This is a genomic window from Kitasatospora sp. NPDC059973 (assembly GCF_042737525.1).
GTDB lineage: Bacteria > Actinomycetota > Actinomycetes > Streptomycetales > Streptomycetaceae > Kitasatospora.
Window position 1 is genome coordinate 79119 of sequence record NZ_JBHWUI010000002.1, and the last position, 18036, is coordinate 97154.

An 18036-nucleotide genomic window follows, 5' to 3' on the forward strand; every position below is an offset into this window, starting at 1 on the left:
GCCGGAGGCCGTCCGGCGGGCCGGAGACCGCCCGCGCCCCGCTGTCACCCCCGCCGTCGGCCCGCGGGCGGCCCCGCTACGAGTTCAGGTAGGTGAGCACCGCGAGCACCCGCCGGTGGTCCTCGGAGCTCTGGGCCAGGCCCAGCTTGAGGAAGATGTTGCTGACGTGCTTCTCCACCGCGCCGTCCGAGACCACCAGCTGCTTGGCCACCGCCGCGTTGGTCCGGCCCTCCGCCATCAGCCCGAGCACCTCGCGCTCGCGCGGGGTCAGCCCGGCCAGGACGTCGCCCTTGCGGCTGCGGCTGAGCAGCTGCTGGACGACCTCGGGGTCCAGCGCGGTGCCGCCCCCGGCCACCCGCACCACGGCGTCGACGAACTCGCGGACCTCGGCCACCCGGTCCTTCAGCAGGTACCCGACGCCCCGGGTGGAGCCGGCCAGCAGCTCGGAGGCGTAGCGCTCCTCGACGTACTGCGACAGCACCAGGACACCCACCTCGGGGTAGAGGCCGCGCAGCGTGACGCAGGCGCGCACCCCCTCGTCGGTGTGGGTCGGGGGCATCCGGACGTCGGCGACCACCACATCGGGCAGGGCGCCGGCGCCGGCCAGGTCGTGGACGGCCTTCAGCAGCGCCTCGCCGTCGCCGACCCCCGCCACGACCTCCAGACCGCGGTCGGTCAGCAGCCTGGTCAGGCCCTCCCGAAGCAGGACGGAGTCCTCGGCGATGACGACGCGAAGCATGGTGGCCTTCCGGTTGGCGGCGCTGCGGACGGTGCTGACGAGGTCAGTCTTCCCTATCCGCGGACGCCCCGGTCCGCGGGGCGGAGAATCCCGCCGGCCGCGGTCGCCGACCGCCGGGCGGGTGCGCCCGGCCGGTCGGAGCAGAGCCCGGACGGCCGGACACAGGCGGCGGACGGCCGGTCACCTCCGGTGCCCGGCCGGGCACATGCGGCGGGCCGCCGGTCACATGGTGCGGATGGCCACCGCGTCGCACAGGCCCTGGAGGGCCGCCTTGGCCGCGCTGTCGGGCAGCGGGTCGAGCAGCGCGCGGGCCTCCTCCGCGTGCCGCAGGGTCTCCCGGCGGGCGCGCTCCAGTGCCGGGTGGCGGCGGAGCAGGCGCAGCGCCTCGGCGTGCAGGTCGTCGTCGGCGAGGTCGCTCTCGACCAGCTCGCGCAGCCGCAGGTCGGCCGGGTCGGACTCGTCGACCGGCATCTGCCGGAGCAGCAGCGTGGGCAGCGTCGGCACGCCCTCGCGCAGGTCGGTGCCGGGGGTCTTGCCGGACTCGTGGCCGTCGCTGGCGATGTCGAGCACGTCGTCGGCCAGCTGGAAGGCGATGCCGATCCGCTCGCCGTACGCGCTGAGGATGTCGGTCACCCACGGCTCGGCGCCGGCCATCAGCGCGCCGATCCGGCAGGAGACGGCGATCAGCGAGCCGGTCTTGCCGGCCAGCACGGCGAGGTAGTGGTCGAGCGGGTCGTCCTCCGGGCGGGGGCCGGCGGTCTCCAGGATCTGGCCGGTGACCAGCCGTTCGAACGCGTCGGCCTGCAGCCGGACGGCCTCCGGGCCGAGGTCGGCGAGCACCTGGGAGGCGCGGGAGAAGAGGAAGTCGCCGGTGAGGATGGCGACCGAGTTGTCCCAGCGCGAGTTGGCGCTGGGGGCGCCGCGGCGCACGGGGGCCTCGTCCATGACGTCGTCGTGGTAGAGCGTCGCGAGGTGGGTCAGCTCGACCACCACGGCGGCCGGGACCACGCCCGGGGCGTTGGCGTCGCCGAACTGCGCGGCGAGCATCACCAGCAGCGGGCGGAAGCGCTTGCCGCCGGCCTCCATCAGATGGCTGGCGGTGACGGTGATGAACGGGACGTCACTCTTCACGGCCTCGGTGAGCGCGACCTCCACCGCGTCCATCCCGGACTGGACATCGCGGGTCAGATCGCGGTCCTGCACGTTGAGCCCAAAGGGTCCCACGACGGTCACGAAGACCACTCCTCTGTCCCTGGTCGATCTAGCGGCCTGGTCCCTGAGTGCCGCCGCTGGCCATACAGGCAGGGTATCCGGTCGCGAGTGGATCACTGCACGGGCGTGCGGATCCTGTCATGATCGGGCCGGACCCGCTGGTGGGAGCCGGTCCGGAGACGACACGTCCGGGCCGCGCGGACGAGTGCGCGGCCCGGACGGTGGGGCGCGGCCGGAGCGGTTCCGGCCGGTGGAGCGGGTCCGGGCGGCGCCCGGACGGCGGGCTCAGCGGACGAAGAGCGAGGCCTTCGACGCCAGGTCCAGGAAGTACTGCGGCAGCACCCCGAGGCCGATGGTGACCACCACGCCGATGCCGATCGCGGTGGCCGTGAAGGCGCTCGGGATGGCCACGGTGGGGCCGCCGGGCTGCGGGTCCGAGAAGAACATCAGCACGATGACCCGGATGTAGAAGAACGCGGCCACCGCCGAGCTGAGCACACCCACGATCACCAGCGGGGTCGCCCCGCCGGCCGCCGCGGCCTGGAAGACCGCGAACTTCCCGGTGAAGCCCGAGGTGAGCGGGATGCCCGCGAAGGCCAGCAGGAAGAGCGCGAAGACCGCCGCGACCAGCGGGGACCGCCGGCCGAGCCCTGCCCAGCTGGACAGGTGGGTGGCCTCGCCCTTGGAGTCGCGCACCAGGGTGACCACAGCGAAGGCGCCGAGGGTCACGAAGGAGTACGCCAGCAGGTAGAACAGCACCGAGCCGAGGCCCTGCTTGTTGGTGGCGATCACGCCGGTGAGGATGAACCCGGCGTGCGCGACGGAGGAGTAGGCGAGGAGCCGCTTCACGTCCTGCTGGGTGACGGCCAGGATCGCGCCGACCACCATGGTCAGGATGGCCACGCCCCACATCACCGGCCGCCAGTCCAGCCGCAGGCCGGGGAAGGCGACGTAGAACAGCCGGAGCATGGCCCCGAAGGCGGCCACCTTGGTCGCCGCCGCCATGAACCCGGTGACCGGGGTCGGGGCGCCCTGGTAGACGTCCGGGGTCCAGGAGTGGAAGGGCACCGCGCCGACCTTGAAGAGCAGGCCGACCGCGAGCATCGCCAGGCCGATCAGGAGCAGGGCGTCGTTCTGCGTGGTGGAGAGCAGCGCCGGGGTGGCCAGGGCCTTGCCGGAGATGACGTCCGAGATCTCACCGAGCCGGACGCTGCCCGCGTACCCGTACAGCAGGGCGGTGCCGAACAGGAAGAACGCCGAGGCGAAGGCGCCGAGCAGGAAGTACTTGACCGCCGCCTCCTGGGAGAGCAGCCGGCGGCGGCGGGCCAGCGCGCAGAGCAGGTAGAGCGGGAGGGAGAAGACCTCCAGCGCCACGAACATGGTCAGCAGGTCGTTGGCGGCGGGGAACAGCAGCATGCCGCCGACCGCGAACATGGTGAGCGGGAAGACCTCGCTGGTGGCGAAGCCGGCCCGGACGGCGGCGCGCTCCTGCTCGCCGCCGGGCGTGGCGGAGGCCTGCGCGGCGAACGCGTCGGCCGGCTCGCCGCCGGCCTTGGGCTCCAGCTTCCGCTCCGCGTAGGTGAGCACGGCGACCACGGAGGCCAGCAGGATCACGCCCTGCAGGAACAGCGCGGGGCCGTCCAGGGCGACCGAGCCCATGGCGAGCAGGTCGACCTTGGTGGAGCCGTAGCCCTGGGCGGCGAGCACCACCACGGCGGTGAACGCCCCGGCCAGGCCGAGCAGGGCCACCGAGACCTGGGCCCAGTGCCGGTACCGGCGGGGCAGGAAGGCCTCCAGCAGGATGCCGAGCACGGCGGCGCCGAACACCACCAGCATCGGGGAGAGCTGGCCGTACTCGACGTGCGGGGCCGGGATGCTCGACGTGTTGCCGCCCGCGGCGGCGAGCCAACCGGTGGTGCTCACTTGTGCTCACCTCCTGAGGTGGCGGCGACCGGGTGGGCCGGCGCCGGGTCGGTCTCGTGGACCTGCGAGAGCGTCGCGTCCACCGACGGGTTGACGATGTCGGTGAGCGGCTTGGGGTAGACGCCGAGCAGGATGGTCAGGGCCACCAGCGGGGCGACGACCGCGAGTTCGCGCGCCTTGAGGTCGGGCATGCCGCGCACGCCCTCCTTGACCGGTCCGGTCATGGTGCGCTGGTAGAGCAGCAGCGCGTAGAGCGCGGCGAGCACGATGCCGAAGGTGGCGACGATGCCGATCGCCGGGTACCGGGTGAACGTGCCGACCAGGACCAGGAACTCGCTGACGAAGGGCGCCAGCCCGGGCAGCGACAGCGTGGCCAGGCCACCGATCAGGAACGTCCCGGCGAGCACCGGGGCGACCTTCTGCACGCCGCCGTAGTCGGCGATCAGGCGCGAGCCGCGGCGGGAGATCAGGAAGCCGGCCACCAGCATCCACGCGGCGGTGGAGATGCCGTGGTTGACCATGTAGAGGGTGGCGCCGCTCTGGCCCTGGCTGGTCAGCGCGAAGATGCCCATGATGATGAAGCCGAAGTGCGAGATCGAGGCGTACGCGACCAGCCGCTTGATGTCCTTCTGGCCGATGGCCAGCAGCGCGCCGTAGATGATCCCGATCACCGAGAGGACCAGGATCGCCGGGGCGAAGGTCTTCGAGGCGTCCGGGAAGAGCCCGAGGCAGAAGCGGAGCATCGCGAAGGTGCCGACCTTGTCGACCACCGCGGTGATCAGCACGGCCGTGCCGGCGGTGGACTCGCCCATCGCGTTGGGCAGCCAGGTGTGCAGCGGCCAGAGCGGGGCCTTCACGGCGAAGGCGAAGAAGAAGCCGAGGAACAGCGCCTTCTCGGCGGTGCCGCTGAGGACCAGCTTGCCGTCGGCGATCGCCGAGGTCAGCGTCCGGAGGTCGAAGGTGCCGAACCCCTGGTCCTGCGCGATCACGTACAGCCCGATCACGGCGGCCAGCATGACCAGGCCGCCGAGCAGGTTGTACAGCAGGAACTTCACCGCGGCGTAGGACCGTTGGCGGGCCGACTCGGGGCCGCCCGCCTTGTCGCCGAAGCCGCCGATGAGGAAGTACATCGGGATCAGCATGGCTTCGAAGAACACGTAGAAGAGGAAGACGTCGGTGGCGTAGAAGGAGACGATCACCATCGCCTCGACGGCCAGGATCAGGGCGAAGTAGCCCTGGGTGCGGCGCCGGTTCTCGAAGCTGCCGTCGGGCGCGGGGGCCGGTTCGGCGGGCGGGTCGGCGTCGTGCCAGGAGGCGAGCATCACGATCGGCACCAGGACGGCCGTGAGCAGGGCCAGCACGGCGCCGATGCCGTCCACGCCGAGCGAGAAGGTGATGCCGAAGGAGCGGATCCAGCTGTAGGACTCGGTCAGCTGGTAGCGGGCCCCGTCGGGGTCGAACCGGGCCGCCGCGGTGGCCGCCAGGGCCAGCGTGACGGCCGAGACGCCGAGGGCGACGAGCTTGGTGGTCCGCCGCCGGGGCCCGGTCGTCCCGGCGGGCAGCGCGGCGGTGAGCACCGCGCCGGCCGCCGGGACGGCGCAGGTGGCGGTCAGCAGGGCACTCATGCCGCGCCTCCCCGAAGGTCTGTGTAATCCCTGTCCATCAGACGGACCTCATCAGGAGAGTCGTGGCGACCAGCACCAGCGTGCCGCCGAACATGGAGAGTGCGTAGGTGCGGACGTAGCCGTTCTGGATCCGCCGCAGCCGGCCGGAGATCCCGCCGATGGTGGCGGCCAGGCCGTTGACGAAGCCGTCCAGGCCGCGGCTGTCGAAGTAGACCAGCGCCGCGGCCAGCGCGGACCCGGGGCGCACCAGGACGGCGTGGTTGAAGTCGTCCTGGAGGAGGTCCCGGCGGGCCGCCCGGGTGAGCGGGGAGCCGACCGGCGGCACCACGGGGACGGTGGAGCGGCCGTACATCAGGTACGACAGCGCGACACCGGCCAGCATGCAGACCATGGTGAGCAGGGTGACCACCAGCGGGCTGAGCGGGGAGTCCCCCTCGGAGTGCCCGGTGACCGGCTCCAGCCAGGTGACGAAGGAGCTGTTCAGGGCGAACAGTCCGCCGGCGAAGACCGAGCCGAACGCGAGCACGATCATCGGGATGGTCATGGTCCTGGGCGACTCGTGCGGGTGCGGGTCGTTGCCGTCCGCGTCCGGCTGCCAGCGCTTCTCGCCGAAGAAGGTCAGGATCATCACCCGGGTCATGTAGAACGCGGTGATCGCGGCGCCGACCAGGGTGCAGAGGCCGAGGATCCAGCCCTCCGTGCCGCCCTTGGCGAAGGCCGCTTCGATGATCTTGTCCTTGGAGAAGAAGCCGGACAGGCCGGGGAACCCGATGATGGCCAGGTAGCCGAGGCCGAAGGTGACGAAGGTGATCGGCATGTACTTGCGCAGACCGCCGTAGTGCCGCATGTTCACCTCGTCGTTCATGCCGTGCATGACCGACCCGGCGCCGAGGAAGAGCCCGGCCTTGAAGAAGCCGTGGGTCACCAGGTGCATGATCGCGAAGGCGTAGCCGATCGGGCCGAGGCCCGCCGCCAGGATCATGTAGCCGATCTGCGACATCGTCGAGCCGGCCAGCGCCTTCTTGATGTCGTCCTTGGCGCAACCGACGACCGCCCCGAACAGCAGGGTGACCGCGCCGACCACCACCACGGCGGTCTGGGCGTCCGGCGCCAGGTTGAAGATGGCACCGGAGCGGGTGATCAGGTAGACGCCGGCGGTCACCATGGTGGCCGCGTGGATCAGGGCCGAGACCGGGGTCGGGCCCTCCATAGCGTCTCCGAGCCAGGACTGCAGCGGGACCTGGGCGGACTTGCCGCAGGCCGCCAGCAGCAGCATCAGCCCGATGGCGGTCAGCTTGCCCTCACTGGCCTGGCCGGCCGCACCGGCCGCGCCCTCGGTGCCGAGGATCGGGCCGAAGGCGAAGGAGCCGAACTCCACGAACATCAGCATGATCGCGATGGAGAGGCCCATGTCGCCGACCCGGTTGACGATGAACGCCTTCTTGGCGGCCGTCGCGGCGCTCGGCTTGTGCTGCCAGAAGCCGATCAGCAGGTACGAGGCGAGCCCGACGCCCTCCCAGCCGACGTACAGCAGCAGGTAGTTGTCGGCGAGCACCAGCAGCAGCATGGCCGCCAGGAAGAGGTTCAGGTACGCGAAGAAGCGGCGCCGGCGCTCGTCGTGCGCCATGTACCCCACCGAGTAGAGGTGGATCAGCGTGCCCACACCGGTGATCAGCAGGACGAAGGTGATCGAGAGCTGGTCGAGTTGGAACGCGACGTCGGCCTGGAACCCGTTGACCGGGATCCAGCTGAACAGGTGCTCGGTGATCGAGCGGTCCTCGGCCTCGCGGCCCAGCAGCTCCGAGAACAGCGCGAGCCCGAAGCCGAACGAGAGCGCGGCCAGAGCGGTGGCCAGCCAGTGGCCGAACCGGTCGAAGCGGCGGCCACCGAGGAGCAGCAGGGCGGCGCCGGCCAGCGGCGCTGCCACCAGCAGCGGAATGAGAGAGTTCACCGAAGGCCCTCCGCCTACAGCTTCATCAGGTTGCTGTCATCGACCGAAGCCGAGTGCCTGGTCCGGAAGATGGACACGATGATGGCGAGACCGACCACTACTTCGGCCGCCGCGACCACCATGGTGAAGAACGCGATGATCTGGCCGTCCAGGTTGCCGTGCAGCCGGGAGAACGTGACCAGGGCCAGGTTCGAGGCGTTGAGCATCAGCTCCACGCACATGAACAGCACGATCGCGTTCCGTCGGATCAGCACGCCGGAGGCGCCGATGGTGAACAACAGGGCGGAGAGATAGAGGTAGTTGACCGGATTCACTCCGCGCCCTCCTCGTCGTGGCCGGCCGACGCCGGCCGGTCGTGCGGGACCGGCTCCAGCTCCTTGCGCGGGCCGGCGACCGGCGGGCGCTCGGACGACGGGCGGCCCAGCCAGTCGGCGGTGGTGTTCTCCAGCTCGGCCATCCGCCGCAGCATCTCCTGGCTGACGTCGCGGATCTGGCCGCGGTCGCGCAGGGTCCCCATCACCGAGTCCTCGGCGACGGTGCCGTCCGGCAACAGGCCCGGGACGTCGACCGCGTTGTGCCGGGCGTAGACGCCCGGCGCGGGCAGCGGCGGCAGCTGGATGTTGTCCTTGACCCGCTGGGCGGCCAGCTCGCGCTGGGTCTTCGGGGCCGTCACGTGCTCGCGGTGGGTCAGCACCATGGCGCCGATCGCGGCGGTGATCAGCAGCGCGCCGGTGACCTCGAAGGCCCAGACGTACTTGGTGAAGATCAGCCGGGCCAGGCCCTGGACGTTGCCCTCGGCGTTGGCCTCGGCGAGGCCGGTGAAGGTGTCCAGCCTGGCGTTGGCGATGCCGGCCACCAGCAGCACGCCGAACCCGAGCCCGCACAGGACGGCGGCGAACCGCTGGCCCTTCAGCTGCTCCTTCAGCGAGTCCGCGCTGGTGACACCGACCAGCATCACCACGAACAGGAAGAGCATCATGATCGCGCCGGTGTAGACGACGATCTGCACCACGCCCAGGAAGACCGCGCCCTGGGCCATGTAACAGACCGCCAGGGCGAGCATGGTGGCGGCCAGGCAGAGCGCGCTGTGCACGGCCTTCTTCATCAGCAGCATGCCGAGCGCGCCGCCGACGGCGATCACCGCGAGCACCCAGAACTGGACGGCCTCACCGGTGGAGGTCGTCCCGGTGGCGGCGAGGGCCGCGCCGTGCCCGGCGAGGTTCAGGGCGGTCACTGCTGGGCCTCCTTGTCCCGGTCGGTGCTCTCCTGCTGGACCGTCCCGGGCGCCGCCGCGGTGATCTCGCCCCGGTAGTAGGCGCCTTCGTCGGCGCCCGGGAAGATCGAGTGCGGGCTGTCGACCATGCCTTCGGAGAGGCCGACCAGCAGCTGGTCCTTGGTGAAGATGAGGTCCTGGCGCGAGGAGTCCGCGAGTTCGTACTCGTTGGTCATGGTGAGCGCGCGGGTCGGGCAGGCCTCGATGCAGAGGCCGCAGAGGATGCACCGGGCGTAGTTGATCTGGTAGACCGCCCCGTACCGCTCACCCGGCGAGTAGCGCTCGTCCTCGCGGTTGTCGGCGCCCTCCACGTAGATCGCGTCGGCCGGGCAGGCCCAGGCGCAGAGCTCGCAGCCGACGCACTTCTCCAGGCCGTCCGGGTGCCGGTTCAGCTGGTGGCGGCCGTGGAAGCGCGGAGCGGTGGGCTTCTTCTGCTCCGGGTACTGCTCGGTGAGCCGCTTCTTGAACATGGCCTTGAAGGTCACGCCGAAGCCGGCGGCCGGCCCGAGGACGGACGGCTTGTCGGTCCTGTCGTTCTGGTCGGACGACATCGCGGTCAGCTCCCTTCGGAATGGTCGGACCCGTTGAGGGCGTCCTGGAGTTGCTTCGGGGCGCGGCTGGGCCGGCGCGGGACCGGCGGGAGCTGCTGGCCGGGCAGCGGGGGCACCGGGTAGCCGCCGGCCATCGGGTCGAACTCGCCGCCGGGCGGCGCGCCCTCGGCCTCCGGGCCGGCCGGTTCGGGCCCCTTCTTCAGGGTGTCCCGGAGCAGCGCCAGCAGCAGGACGGCGCCGGCCGGCGCCCCGACGTACAGCACCACCTCGCCGAAGTCGTAGCCCTCGTTGCGCAGCGCCCGGACGCTGGCCACCATGACCAGCCAGACCAGCGAGACCGGGATCAGGACCTTCCAGCCGAGCTTCATGAACTGGTCGTAGCGGAGCCGGGGCAGCGTGCCGCGCAGCCAGATGAAGAAGAAGAGCAGCAGCTGGATCTTCAGCGTGATCCAGAGCATCGGCCACCAGCCGTGGTTGGCCCCCTCCCAGAAGGTGGAGACCGGCCAGGGCGCCCGCCAGCCGCCCAGGAAGAGCGTGGAGGCGACGGCCGAGACGGTGACCATGTTGACGTACTCGGCCAGCATGAACATCGCGAACTTCAGCGAGGAGTACTCGGTGTTGAAGCCGCCGACCAGCTCGCCCTCGGCCTCCGGGAGGTCGAACGGCGCCCGGTTGGTCTCGCCGACCATGGCGATGATGTAGACGATGAAGGAGACCGGCAGCAGCACCGCGAACCAGGTCGGCTGCTGCGAGGAGACGATCTCCGAGGTGGACATCGACCCCGAGTAGATGAACACCGCCGCGAAGGACAGGCCCATCGCGATCTCGTAGCTGATCATCTGCGCCGAGGAGCGCAGCCCGCCGAGCAGCGGGTAGGTCGAGCCGGAGGACCAGCCGGCCAGCACGATGCCGTAGATCCCGACCGAGGCGGTGGCCAGGATGTACAGCAGCGCCACCGGGAAGTCCGTCAGCTGCAGCGGGGTCCGGGTGCCGAAGACCGACACCTCGTCGCCGGCCGGGCCGAAGGGGATCACCGCGAAGGCCATGAACGCGGGGATGGCGCAGACGATCGGGGCCAGGATGTAGACCGCCTTGTCGGCGCCCTTGACCACCAGGTCTTCCTTGAGCGCCAGCTTCACGCCGTCGGCGAGCGACTGCAGCATGCCCCAGGGGCCGTGCCGGTTGGGGCCGATGCGCAGCTGCATCCAGGCCACCACCTTGCGCTCCCAGACGATCGCGATCAGCACCGTGCCGACCAGGAACGCGAAGCAGAAGACGGCCTTGAGCAGGACCAGCCACCAGGGGTCGCGGCCGAAGAAGCCCAGGGTCTCGTACGCGGCGAGGTTCATCGGTGCTCCCCCTCGGCGGTCGGGGCGGTCGGGGCGGTGGTCGGGATGCCGGCCGCCGCGCCGGTGATCGCCGGGGGCTCCGCACCGGCGTCGGCACCGGCGTCCGGGGTGGCGTCCGCGGTGGCGACGGCGATCGTGTCGGCCGCGATCGTGACCAGGTGGCCCACGGCGGTGCCCAGGGCGCGGTGGGCGCCGCCCGGGGTGGAGTTGAGCGGGATCCAGACCGTCCGGTCCGGGATGTCCTTGGTGATCTCCAGCGGCAGGGTGAGCGACCCGGCCGGGCCGGTCAGCCGCAGGGCCGGGCGCAGCGCCGCGGCGGGCACCCCGGTGGCGCCGACCTCCTCGGCGGTGGCCGGTGAGATCCGGGCGACCGCCGGGTGCCGGGTGCCGGCCAGGTGCGGGTCGCCCTGCTGGAGCGAGCCGTTGTCCAGCAGCTGGCGCCAGCCGGCGAGCACCGCCTGGCCGGTGGCCGGCCGGGGCAGCAGTCCGGGGTGCGCGGCGGGGGCGGCCGGGTGGTCGCCGGTCCACGGCTCGAAGCGGTCCAGCTCCAGCCGGGCGGCCCGGACGTCGGGCAGGCCCAGCCGGTGGCCCAGCGCGTCCGCCAGCATGTTCAGCACCCGCAGGTCCGGGTACAGGTGGCGGCCCATCTGCTGGTCGGGCTTGAGCGCGGCCTCGAACATCCGCACCCGGCCCTCCCAGTCCAGGAAGGTCCCGGCCTTCTCGGCCACCGCGGCGACCGGCAGGACGACGTCGGCCACGGCGGTGACGGCGGACGGGCGCAGCTCCAGCGAGACCACGAACCGCGCGGTGGCCAGCGCCTCCTCGGCGAGCACCGGGTCCGGCAGGTCGTCCGGGTCGACGCCGCCGACCAGCAGCGCGTCCAGGTCGCCGTGGGCGGCGGCCGCGAGGATCTGATCGGTGTCCCGGCCGAGCCGGGCGGGGAGTTCGGCCACGCCCCAGGCGGCGGCGGCCTCGGCCCGGGCGGCCGGGGCGGTGACCGGGCGGCCGCCGGGCAGCAGCCCGGGCAGCGCGCCGGCCTCGACGGCGCCGCGTTCGCCGGCCCGGCGCGGGATCCAGGCGAGCCGGGCGCCGGTGGCGTGCGCGAGGCGCAGCGCGGCGGTCAGCGCGCCGGGGGCGGCGGCCAGCCGCTCGCCGGCCAGGATGACGGCGCCGGGGGTGCGGAGCAGTTCGGCGGCGCGGCCCGCGTCGTCGTTCAGCGGCTCGTCGGCGGCGAGGGCGCCGAGCCACTCGGCCTCGGTGCCGGGGGCGGCCGGCAGCAGGGCGCCGCGCAGCTTGCCCAGGCCCCGGGAGCCGTAGGCGGCGATCGAGAACACCTTGAGGCCGGTGGCCCGGGTGGCCTTGCGCAGCCGCAGGAAGACGATCGGCGACTCCTCCTCGGGCTCGAAGCCCGCGAGCAGCACCGCCGGGGCGGCCTCCAGTTGCTCGTAGTCGACGCCGCCCGGGCCGAGGTCGGTGCCCCGGCCGGCGACGGCGGCGGCCAGGAAGTCCGCCTCCTCGCCGCTGTGCGGGCGGGCCCGGAAGTCCACGTCGTTGGTGCCGAGCACCACCCGGGCGAACTTGGCGTAGGCGTAGGCGTCCTCGACGGTGACCCGGCCGCCGGTGAGCACTCCGGCGCGGGCGCCGCGCAGCCCCTCGGCGGCCCGGGCCAGCGCCTCCGGCCAGGAGGCGGCGACGAGTTCACCCGTCGCCGGGTCGCGGACCAGCGGGGTGGCGAGCCGGTCGCGCTGCTGCGCGTAGCGGAAGGCGAACCGGCCCTTGTCGCAGTTCCACTCCTCGTTGACCGCCGGGTCCTCGCCGGCGAGGCGCCGCAGCACCTTGCCGCGCCGGTGGTCGGTGCGCTGCGCGCAGCCGGAGGAGCAGTGCTCGCAGACGCTCGGCGAGGAGACCAGGTCGAACGGGCGGGAGCGGAAACGATAAGCCGCCGAGGTGAGCGCGCCGACCGGGCAGATCTGGATGGTGTTGCCGGAGAAGTACGACTCGAAGTCGTCCCCCGCGCCGGTGCCGACCTGCTGGAGGGCGCCGCGCTCGACCAGGTCGATGAACGGGTCCCCGGCGATCTGCTGCGAGAAGCGGGTGCAGCGGGCGCAGAGCACGCAGCGTTCGCGGTCCAGCAGCACCTGGGTGCTGATCGGCACCGGCTTCTGGTACGTCCGCTTCATCCCCTCGAAGCGGGAGTCGGTGTCCCCGGTGGACATCGCCTGGTTCTGCAGCGGGCACTCGCCGCCCTTGTCGCAGACCGGGCAGTCCAGCGGGTGGTTGATCAGCAGCAGTTCCATCACGCCGCGCTGGGCCTTCTCGGCGACCGGCGAGCTGACCTGCGTGCGGACCACCATGCCCTCGGCGACCGGGATGGTGCAGGAGGCGACGGGCTTGCGCTGGCCCTCGATCTCGACGATGCACTGCCGGCAGGCGCCGGCCGGGTCGAGCAGCGGGTGGTCGCAGAAGCGCGGGATCTGGGTGCCGATCTGCTCGGCCGCCCGGATCACCAACGTCCCCTTGGGGACCTGCACTTCGATGCCGTCGATGGTGAGCGTGACCAGGTCGACCGCGGCCTTGGAGGCGGCTGGTTCTGTGATCGTCACGCGTGCACCTCCCTTTCGGTGGCGGACTGGTGGCCGGGGCGGGGGCCGTCGGCCCAGACGGTGGAGGCGGCCGGGTCGAACGGGCAGCGGCGCTCGGCCAGGTGCTGCTCGTACTCGGCCCGGAAGTGCTGGAGCGAGGAGACGATCGGGCTGGCCGCGCCGTCCCCCAGCGCGCAGAAGGACTTGCCGTTGATGTTGTCGGCGATGTCGAGCAGCTTCTCCAGGTCGCCGTCGACGCCCTCGCCGGCCTCGATCCGCTTGAGCAGCTGGACGAGCCAGTACGTCCCCTCGCGGCAGGGCGTGCACTTGCCGCAGGACTCGTGGGCGTAGAACTCCGTCCAGCGGGTGACGGCCCGGACCACGCAGGTGGTCTCGTCGAAGACCTGGAGGGCCTTGGTGCCGAGCATCGAGCCGGCCGCGCCGACGCCCTCGTAGTCGAGCGCGACGTCGAGGTGCTCGTCGGTGAACATCGGGGTGGAGGAGCCGCCCGGGGTCCAGAACTTCAGCCGGTGCCCGGTCCGGACGCCGCCGCTGATCTCCAGCAGCTGGCGCAGCGTGACGCCGAGCGGGGCCTCGTACTGGCCGGGGTTGGTGACGTGGCCGGAGAGCGAGTAGAGCGTGAAGCCGGGGGACTTCTCGGTGCCCAGGCTCTTGAACCACTCCTTGCCGCGGGCCAGGATCGGCGGCACCGAGGCGATCGACTCGACGTTGTTGACCACCGTCGGGCAGGCGTAGAGGCCGGCGATCGCCGGGAACGGCGGGCGCAGCCGGGGCTGGCCGCGGCGCCCCTCCAGCGAGTCCAGCAGGGCCGTCTCCTCGCCGCAGATGTAGGCGCCGGCGCCGGCGTGCACGGTGATGTCGAGGTCGGTGCCGGAGCCCAGGATGTTCTTGCCGAGCAGCCCGGCCCCGTACGCCTCGGCGACCGCGGCCTGGAGCCGGCGCAGCACCGGGACGACCTCGCCGCGCAGGTAGATGAACGCGTGGTCGCAGCGGATCGCGTAGGAGGCGATGATCATGCCCTCGATCAGCGCGTGCGGGTTGGCGAACAGCAGCGGGATGTCCTTGCAGGTGCCCGGCTCGGACTCGTCCGCGTTGACCACCAGGTAGTGCGGCTTGCCGTCGTTCTGCGGGATGAACTGCCACTTCATGCCGGTGGGGAAGCCGGCGCCGCCGCGACCGCGCAGCCCGGAGTCCTTGACCAGCGCGATCACGTCGTCCGGGGGCATCGCGAGGGCGGCCTTCAGCCCCTCGTACCCCGCGTGGCGGCGGTAGGTGGCGAGCGTCCAGGGGCGGCTGTCGTCCCAGGACGCGGAGAGCACGGGGGTGAGCAACTTCTCGGCCGGCTCGGCGGAGGTCATCACGCTTCGGTCCCTTCGTGACGGGGCGAGACGACCCGGGTGCCACCGGTCCCGGGCAGGGCCTCGCCCTTGGCGAGGCGCAGGCCGGCCAGCGAGGGCGCGCCGCCGGCACCGGACTCGTCGACGGCGCCGGGGCGCTCGTCGGGGAAGCCGGCCAGGATGCGGGCGGACTCCTTGAAGCTACAGAGCCGGGCGCCGCGGGTGGGGTGGACCTCCCGGCCGGCCCGCAGGTCGTCGACCAGGCGCCGGGCGCTCTCCGGGGTCTGGTCGTCGAAGAACTCCCAGTTCACCATCACCACGGGGGCGTAGTCGCAGGCGGCGTTGCACTCGATGTGCTCGATCGAGATCTCGCCGTCCTCGGTGGTCTCGTTGTTGCCGACCCCGAGGTGCTGCTGGAGCTCGTCGAAGATCTGGTCGCCGCCGAGCACCGCGCACAGGGTGTTGGTGCAGACCCCGACGTGGTACTTCCCGGCCGGCCGGCGCCGGTACATGGTGTAGAAGGTCGCGACGGCGGTGACCTCGGCGGTGGTGAGGTCCAACTGCTCGGCGCAGAACCGGATGCCGGTCGTGCTGACGAAGCCCTCCTCGGCCTGCACCAGGTGCAGCAGCGGCAGGAGTGCGGACCGGGCCACCGGGTAGCGGCCGATCAGCTCCTTCGCGTCGGCGGCGAGGCGGGCCCGCACCTCCTCGGGGTACGGCCTGGCCGGCAGTGCCGGCATCCCCAACTGGACGTCTGTCACCGGTCCACGCCTCCCATCACCGGGTCGATCCCGGCCACCGCGACGATCACGTCGGCGACCTGGCCGCCCTCGCACATCGCCGCCATCGACTGCAGATTGGTGAACGACGGGTCCCGGAAGTGCACCCGGTACGGGCGCGTGCCGCCGTCGCTGACCACGTGCACGCCCAGCTCGCCCTTGGGCGACTCGACCGCCGTGTACGCCTGGCCGGCCGGGACCCGGAAGCCCTCGGTGACCAGCTTGAAGTGGTGGATCAGGGCTTCCATCGAGGTGCCCATGATCTTGCGGATGTGGTCGAGCGAGTTGCCCATGCCGTCGGGGCCGACGGCCAGTTGGGCCGGCCAGGCGATCTTCTTGTCGGCCACCATGACCGGGCCGGGGCGCAGCCGCTCCAGGCACTGCTCGACGATCCGCAGCGACTGGCGCATCTCCTCCAGCCGGATCAGGAACCGGCCGTAGGAGTCGGCGCTGTCGGCGGTCGCGACCTCGAAGTCGTAGTCCTCGTAGCCGCAGTACGGGTCGCTCTTGCGCAGGTCGTTCGGCAGGCCGGTGGCGCGCAGGATCGGGCCGGTGGCGCCGAGGGCCAGGCAGCCGGCCAGGTCGAGGAAGCCGACGTCGACCAGCCGGGCCTTGAACACCGGGTTGCCGGTGGCGAGCTTGTCGTACTCGTGCATCCGCGAGCGGAGGGTCTTCACCGCCTCGTGGATCTGGTCGACGGCGCCGGGCGGGAGGTCCTGGGCGAGGCCGCCGGGGCGGACGTACGCGTGGTTCATCCGCAGGCCGGTGACCAGCTCGAAGACGTCCAGGATGAGTTCGCGGTCCCGGAAGCCGTAGATCATCAGCGTGGTGGAGCCGATCTCCATGCCGCCGGTGGCCAGGCAGACCAGGTGCGAGGAGATCCGGTTGAGCTCCATCATCAGGACGCGGATGACGCTGGCCCGGTCCGGGACGTCGTCGGTGATGCCGAGCAGCTTCTCGACCGCGAGGCAGTACGCGGTCTCGTTGAACAGCGGCGTCAGGTAGTCCATCCGGGTCACGAAGGTGGTGCCCTGGACCCAGCTGCGGAACTCCATGTTCTTCTCGATGCCGGTGTGGAGGTAGCCGATGCCGCAGCGGGCCTCCTTCACCGTCTCGCCGTCGATCTCCAGGATCAGCCGCAGCACCCCGTGGGTGGAGGGGTGCTGGGGGCCCATGTTGACGATGATGCGCTCGTCGTCGGCCCGGCCGACGGCTTCGACCACCTCGCCCCAGTCGCCCCCGGTGACGGTGAAGACCCGGCCCTCGGTGGTCTCGCGGGCGCCGGCGTGGGCGGCCTCGCCGGCCGCCGCCTCTTCGTAGTGCCGAGTACTCATCAGCTGTACGACCTCCGCTGGTCGGGTGCCGGGATCTGGGCGCCCTTGTACTCGACGGGGATGCCGCCGAGCGGGTAGTCCTTGCGCTGCGGGTGGCCCAGCCAGTCGTCCGGCATCATGATCCGGGTGAGCGCGGGGTGGCCCTCGAAGACCAGGCCGAAGAAGTCGTAGGCCTCGCGCTCGTGCCAGTCGTTGGTCGGGTAGACGGTGACCACCGAGGGGATCCGCGGATCCGCGTCCGGCGCGCTGACCTCCACCCTGATCAGCCGGCCGTGGGTGATCGACCGCAGGTGGTAGACCGCGTGCAGTTCCCGGTCCCGGTCGCCGGGGTGGTGCACGCCGCTCACGCCGAGGCAGAGCTCGAAGCGGAGCGCGGGGTCGTCGCGCAGGATGCGCACCGTCCGCAGCAGGTGTTCGCGGGCGATGTGGAAGGTGAGCTCGGCGCGGTCGACGACGGTCTTCTCGATCACGTCCGCCGGGTCGAGGCCCTGCTCCTCCAGCGCGCCCTCCAGCTCGTCCGCGACCTCGTCGAACCAGCCGCCGTAGGGGCGTTCGCTCGCGGACGGCAGGACGACCGTGGTGTTGAGCCCGCCGAAGCCGGAGGTGTCGCCGCTGCCCTGGGCGCCGAACATGCCCTGGCGCCGGCCGACCACCTCGACGGGGATCTCCCGGCGCGGCTGCTCCGGGTCGCTGCGGGTTCCGGGTACCTGGTCGCTCATCGCAGCTGCCCCCGCATCTCGCTCACCGGGGTGGCCGTGAGGGCCAGTGCCTCGCCCAGCTCCTCGGCCCGGCGCCGGTTCGCGCCCAGCGGCTCGTGCTGGATCTTGTCGTGGAGCTTCAGGATGGCGTCCAGCAGCATCTCCGGGCGGGGCGGACACCCGGGGAGGTAGATGTCCACCGGGACGATGTGGTCGACGCCCTGCACGATCGCGTAGTTGTTGAACATCCCGCCCGAGGAGGCGCAGACCCCCATCGAGATGACCCACTTCGGGTTGGGCATCTGGTCGTACACCTGGCGCAGCACCGGCGCCATCTTCTGGCTCACCCGGCCTGCCACGATCATCAGGTCGGCCTGCCGGGGGGAGCCCCGGAAGACCTCCATCCCGAAGCGGGCCAGGTCGTAGCGGCCGGCCCCGGTGGTCATCATCTCGATCGCGCAGCAGGCGAGTCCGAAGGTGGCCGGGAAGAGCGACGCCTTGCGCACCCAGCCCGCGGCCGTCTCCACACTCGTGAGCAGAAAGCCGCTCGGCAGCTTCTCCTCGATTCCCATCAGATCCCTCTCAATGCCCTCAGTGCCCTCAAGTCCGGTGGTCCGTACGCTGGTTCGGGCCTCTGCACGCGCCCGGGCTTGTCCGCCCGT

Annotated in this window: 15 protein-coding genes; all 15 read right to left on the reverse strand. The window is 71.8% G+C overall.

Going from position 1 to position 18036, the window contains the following annotated elements:
* Window positions 1–76: 76 nt before the first annotated feature.
* Window positions 77–739 (reverse strand): response regulator transcription factor, encoded by a 663-nt coding sequence (locus ACFWA9_RS01115; protein ID WP_329489248.1) that lies wholly within the window; start codon window positions 737–739, stop codon window positions 77–79.
* 222 nt (window positions 740–961) lie between these two features.
* On the reverse strand, window positions 962–1972 hold the full coding sequence (locus tag ACFWA9_RS01120; protein WP_329489247.1) for a polyprenyl synthetase family protein: 1011 nt from the start codon (window positions 1970–1972) through the stop codon (window positions 962–964).
* 264 nt (window positions 1973–2236) lie between these two features.
* Window positions 2237–3874 (reverse strand): NADH-quinone oxidoreductase subunit NuoN, encoded by a 1638-nt coding sequence (nuoN, locus tag ACFWA9_RS01125; protein WP_329489246.1) that lies wholly within the window; start codon window positions 3872–3874, stop codon window positions 2237–2239.
* Window positions 3871–5499: an NADH-quinone oxidoreductase subunit M gene (locus tag ACFWA9_RS01130; RefSeq protein WP_352290598.1), complete on the reverse strand. Its 1629-nt coding sequence runs from the start codon at window positions 5497–5499 to the stop codon at window positions 3871–3873. Before ACFWA9_RS01130 ends, nuoN begins: the two co-directional genes overlap by 4 nt.
* Before the next feature lie 37 nt (window positions 5500–5536).
* Window positions 5537–7450 carry an NADH-quinone oxidoreductase subunit L gene (gene nuoL / locus ACFWA9_RS01135; protein WP_380382199.1) on the reverse strand — a complete coding sequence of 638 codons (1914 nt, stop codon included), beginning with the start codon at window positions 7448–7450 and terminating at the stop codon, window positions 5537–5539.
* Between the two features lie 14 nt (window positions 7451–7464).
* Window positions 7465–7764 carry an NADH-quinone oxidoreductase subunit NuoK gene (gene nuoK, locus ACFWA9_RS01140; protein WP_209412994.1) on the reverse strand — a complete coding sequence of 100 codons (300 nt, stop codon included), beginning with the start codon at window positions 7762–7764 and terminating at the stop codon, window positions 7465–7467.
* Window positions 7761–8675 (reverse strand): NADH-quinone oxidoreductase subunit J, encoded by a 915-nt coding sequence (locus ACFWA9_RS01145; protein ID WP_352290671.1) that lies wholly within the window; start codon window positions 8673–8675, stop codon window positions 7761–7763. Before ACFWA9_RS01145 ends, nuoK begins: the two co-directional genes overlap by 4 nt.
* A 5-nt stretch (window positions 8676–8680) precedes the next feature.
* Window positions 8681–9274 (reverse strand): NADH-quinone oxidoreductase subunit NuoI, encoded by a 594-nt coding sequence (gene nuoI / locus ACFWA9_RS01150; RefSeq protein WP_329489242.1) that lies wholly within the window; start codon window positions 9272–9274, stop codon window positions 8681–8683.
* A 5-nt stretch (window positions 9275–9279) separates the two neighbouring features.
* Entirely contained in the window at window positions 9280–10623 is a 1344-nt protein-coding gene (gene nuoH / locus ACFWA9_RS01155) for an NADH-quinone oxidoreductase subunit NuoH (RefSeq protein ID WP_380382201.1), read from the reverse strand.
* Window positions 10620–13226, reverse strand: coding sequence for an NADH-quinone oxidoreductase subunit G (locus ACFWA9_RS01160; RefSeq protein ID WP_380382203.1), 2607 nt, complete (start codon window positions 13224–13226; stop codon window positions 10620–10622). Before ACFWA9_RS01160 ends, nuoH begins: the two co-directional genes overlap by 4 nt.
* A complete protein-coding gene (gene nuoF, locus ACFWA9_RS01165; RefSeq protein WP_380382205.1) occupies window positions 13223–14584 on the reverse strand; it encodes an NADH-quinone oxidoreductase subunit NuoF in 1362 nt (453 codons plus the stop codon). The genes ACFWA9_RS01160 and nuoF overlap by 4 nt, the downstream gene beginning before the upstream one ends.
* Window positions 14584–15324, reverse strand: coding sequence for an NADH-quinone oxidoreductase subunit NuoE (nuoE, locus tag ACFWA9_RS01170; protein ID WP_352290592.1), 741 nt, complete (start codon window positions 15322–15324; stop codon window positions 14584–14586). The genes nuoF and nuoE overlap by 1 nt, the downstream gene beginning before the upstream one ends.
* Window positions 15321–16676: an NADH-quinone oxidoreductase subunit D gene (locus tag ACFWA9_RS01175; protein WP_329489237.1), complete on the reverse strand. Its 1356-nt coding sequence runs from the start codon at window positions 16674–16676 to the stop codon at window positions 15321–15323. Before ACFWA9_RS01175 ends, nuoE begins: the two co-directional genes overlap by 4 nt.
* Entirely contained in the window at window positions 16676–17395 is a 720-nt protein-coding gene (locus ACFWA9_RS01180) for an NADH-quinone oxidoreductase subunit C (RefSeq protein WP_380382208.1), read from the reverse strand. Before ACFWA9_RS01180 ends, ACFWA9_RS01175 begins: the two co-directional genes overlap by 1 nt.
* Window positions 17392–17946, reverse strand: coding sequence for an NADH-quinone oxidoreductase subunit B family protein (locus ACFWA9_RS01185; protein ID WP_329489235.1), 555 nt, complete (start codon window positions 17944–17946; stop codon window positions 17392–17394). Before ACFWA9_RS01185 ends, ACFWA9_RS01180 begins: the two co-directional genes overlap by 4 nt.
* Between the last annotated feature and the right edge of the window lie 90 nt (window positions 17947–18036).

Bases quoted from the DNA above. Each gene is read 5' to 3' on its own strand.
- ACFWA9_RS01115 (WP_329489248.1), bottom strand. From the start codon at position 739: ATGCTTCGCGTCGTCATCGCCGAGGACTCCGTCCTGCTTCGGGAGGGC.
- ACFWA9_RS01130 (WP_352290598.1), bottom strand. From the start codon at position 5,499: ATGAGTGCCCTGCTGACCGCCACCTGCGCCGTCCCGGCGGCCGGCGCG.
- nuoI (WP_329489242.1), bottom strand. From the start codon at position 9,274: ATGTCGTCCGACCAGAACGACAGGACCGACAAGCCGTCCGTCCTCGGG.
- nuoH (WP_380382201.1), bottom strand. From the start codon at position 10,623: ATGAACCTCGCCGCGTACGAGACCCTGGGCTTCTTCGGCCGCGACCCC.
- nuoF (WP_380382205.1), bottom strand. From the start codon at position 14,584: ATGACCTCCGCCGAGCCGGCCGAGAAGTTGCTCACCCCCGTGCTCTCC.
- ACFWA9_RS01175 (WP_329489237.1), bottom strand. From the start codon at position 16,676: ATGAGTACTCGGCACTACGAAGAGGCGGCGGCCGGCGAGGCCGCCCAC.
- ACFWA9_RS01180 (WP_380382208.1), bottom strand. From the start codon at position 17,395: ATGAGCGACCAGGTACCCGGAACCCGCAGCGACCCGGAGCAGCCGCGC.
- ACFWA9_RS01185 (WP_329489235.1), bottom strand. From the start codon at position 17,946: ATGGGAATCGAGGAGAAGCTGCCGAGCGGCTTTCTGCTCACGAGTGTG.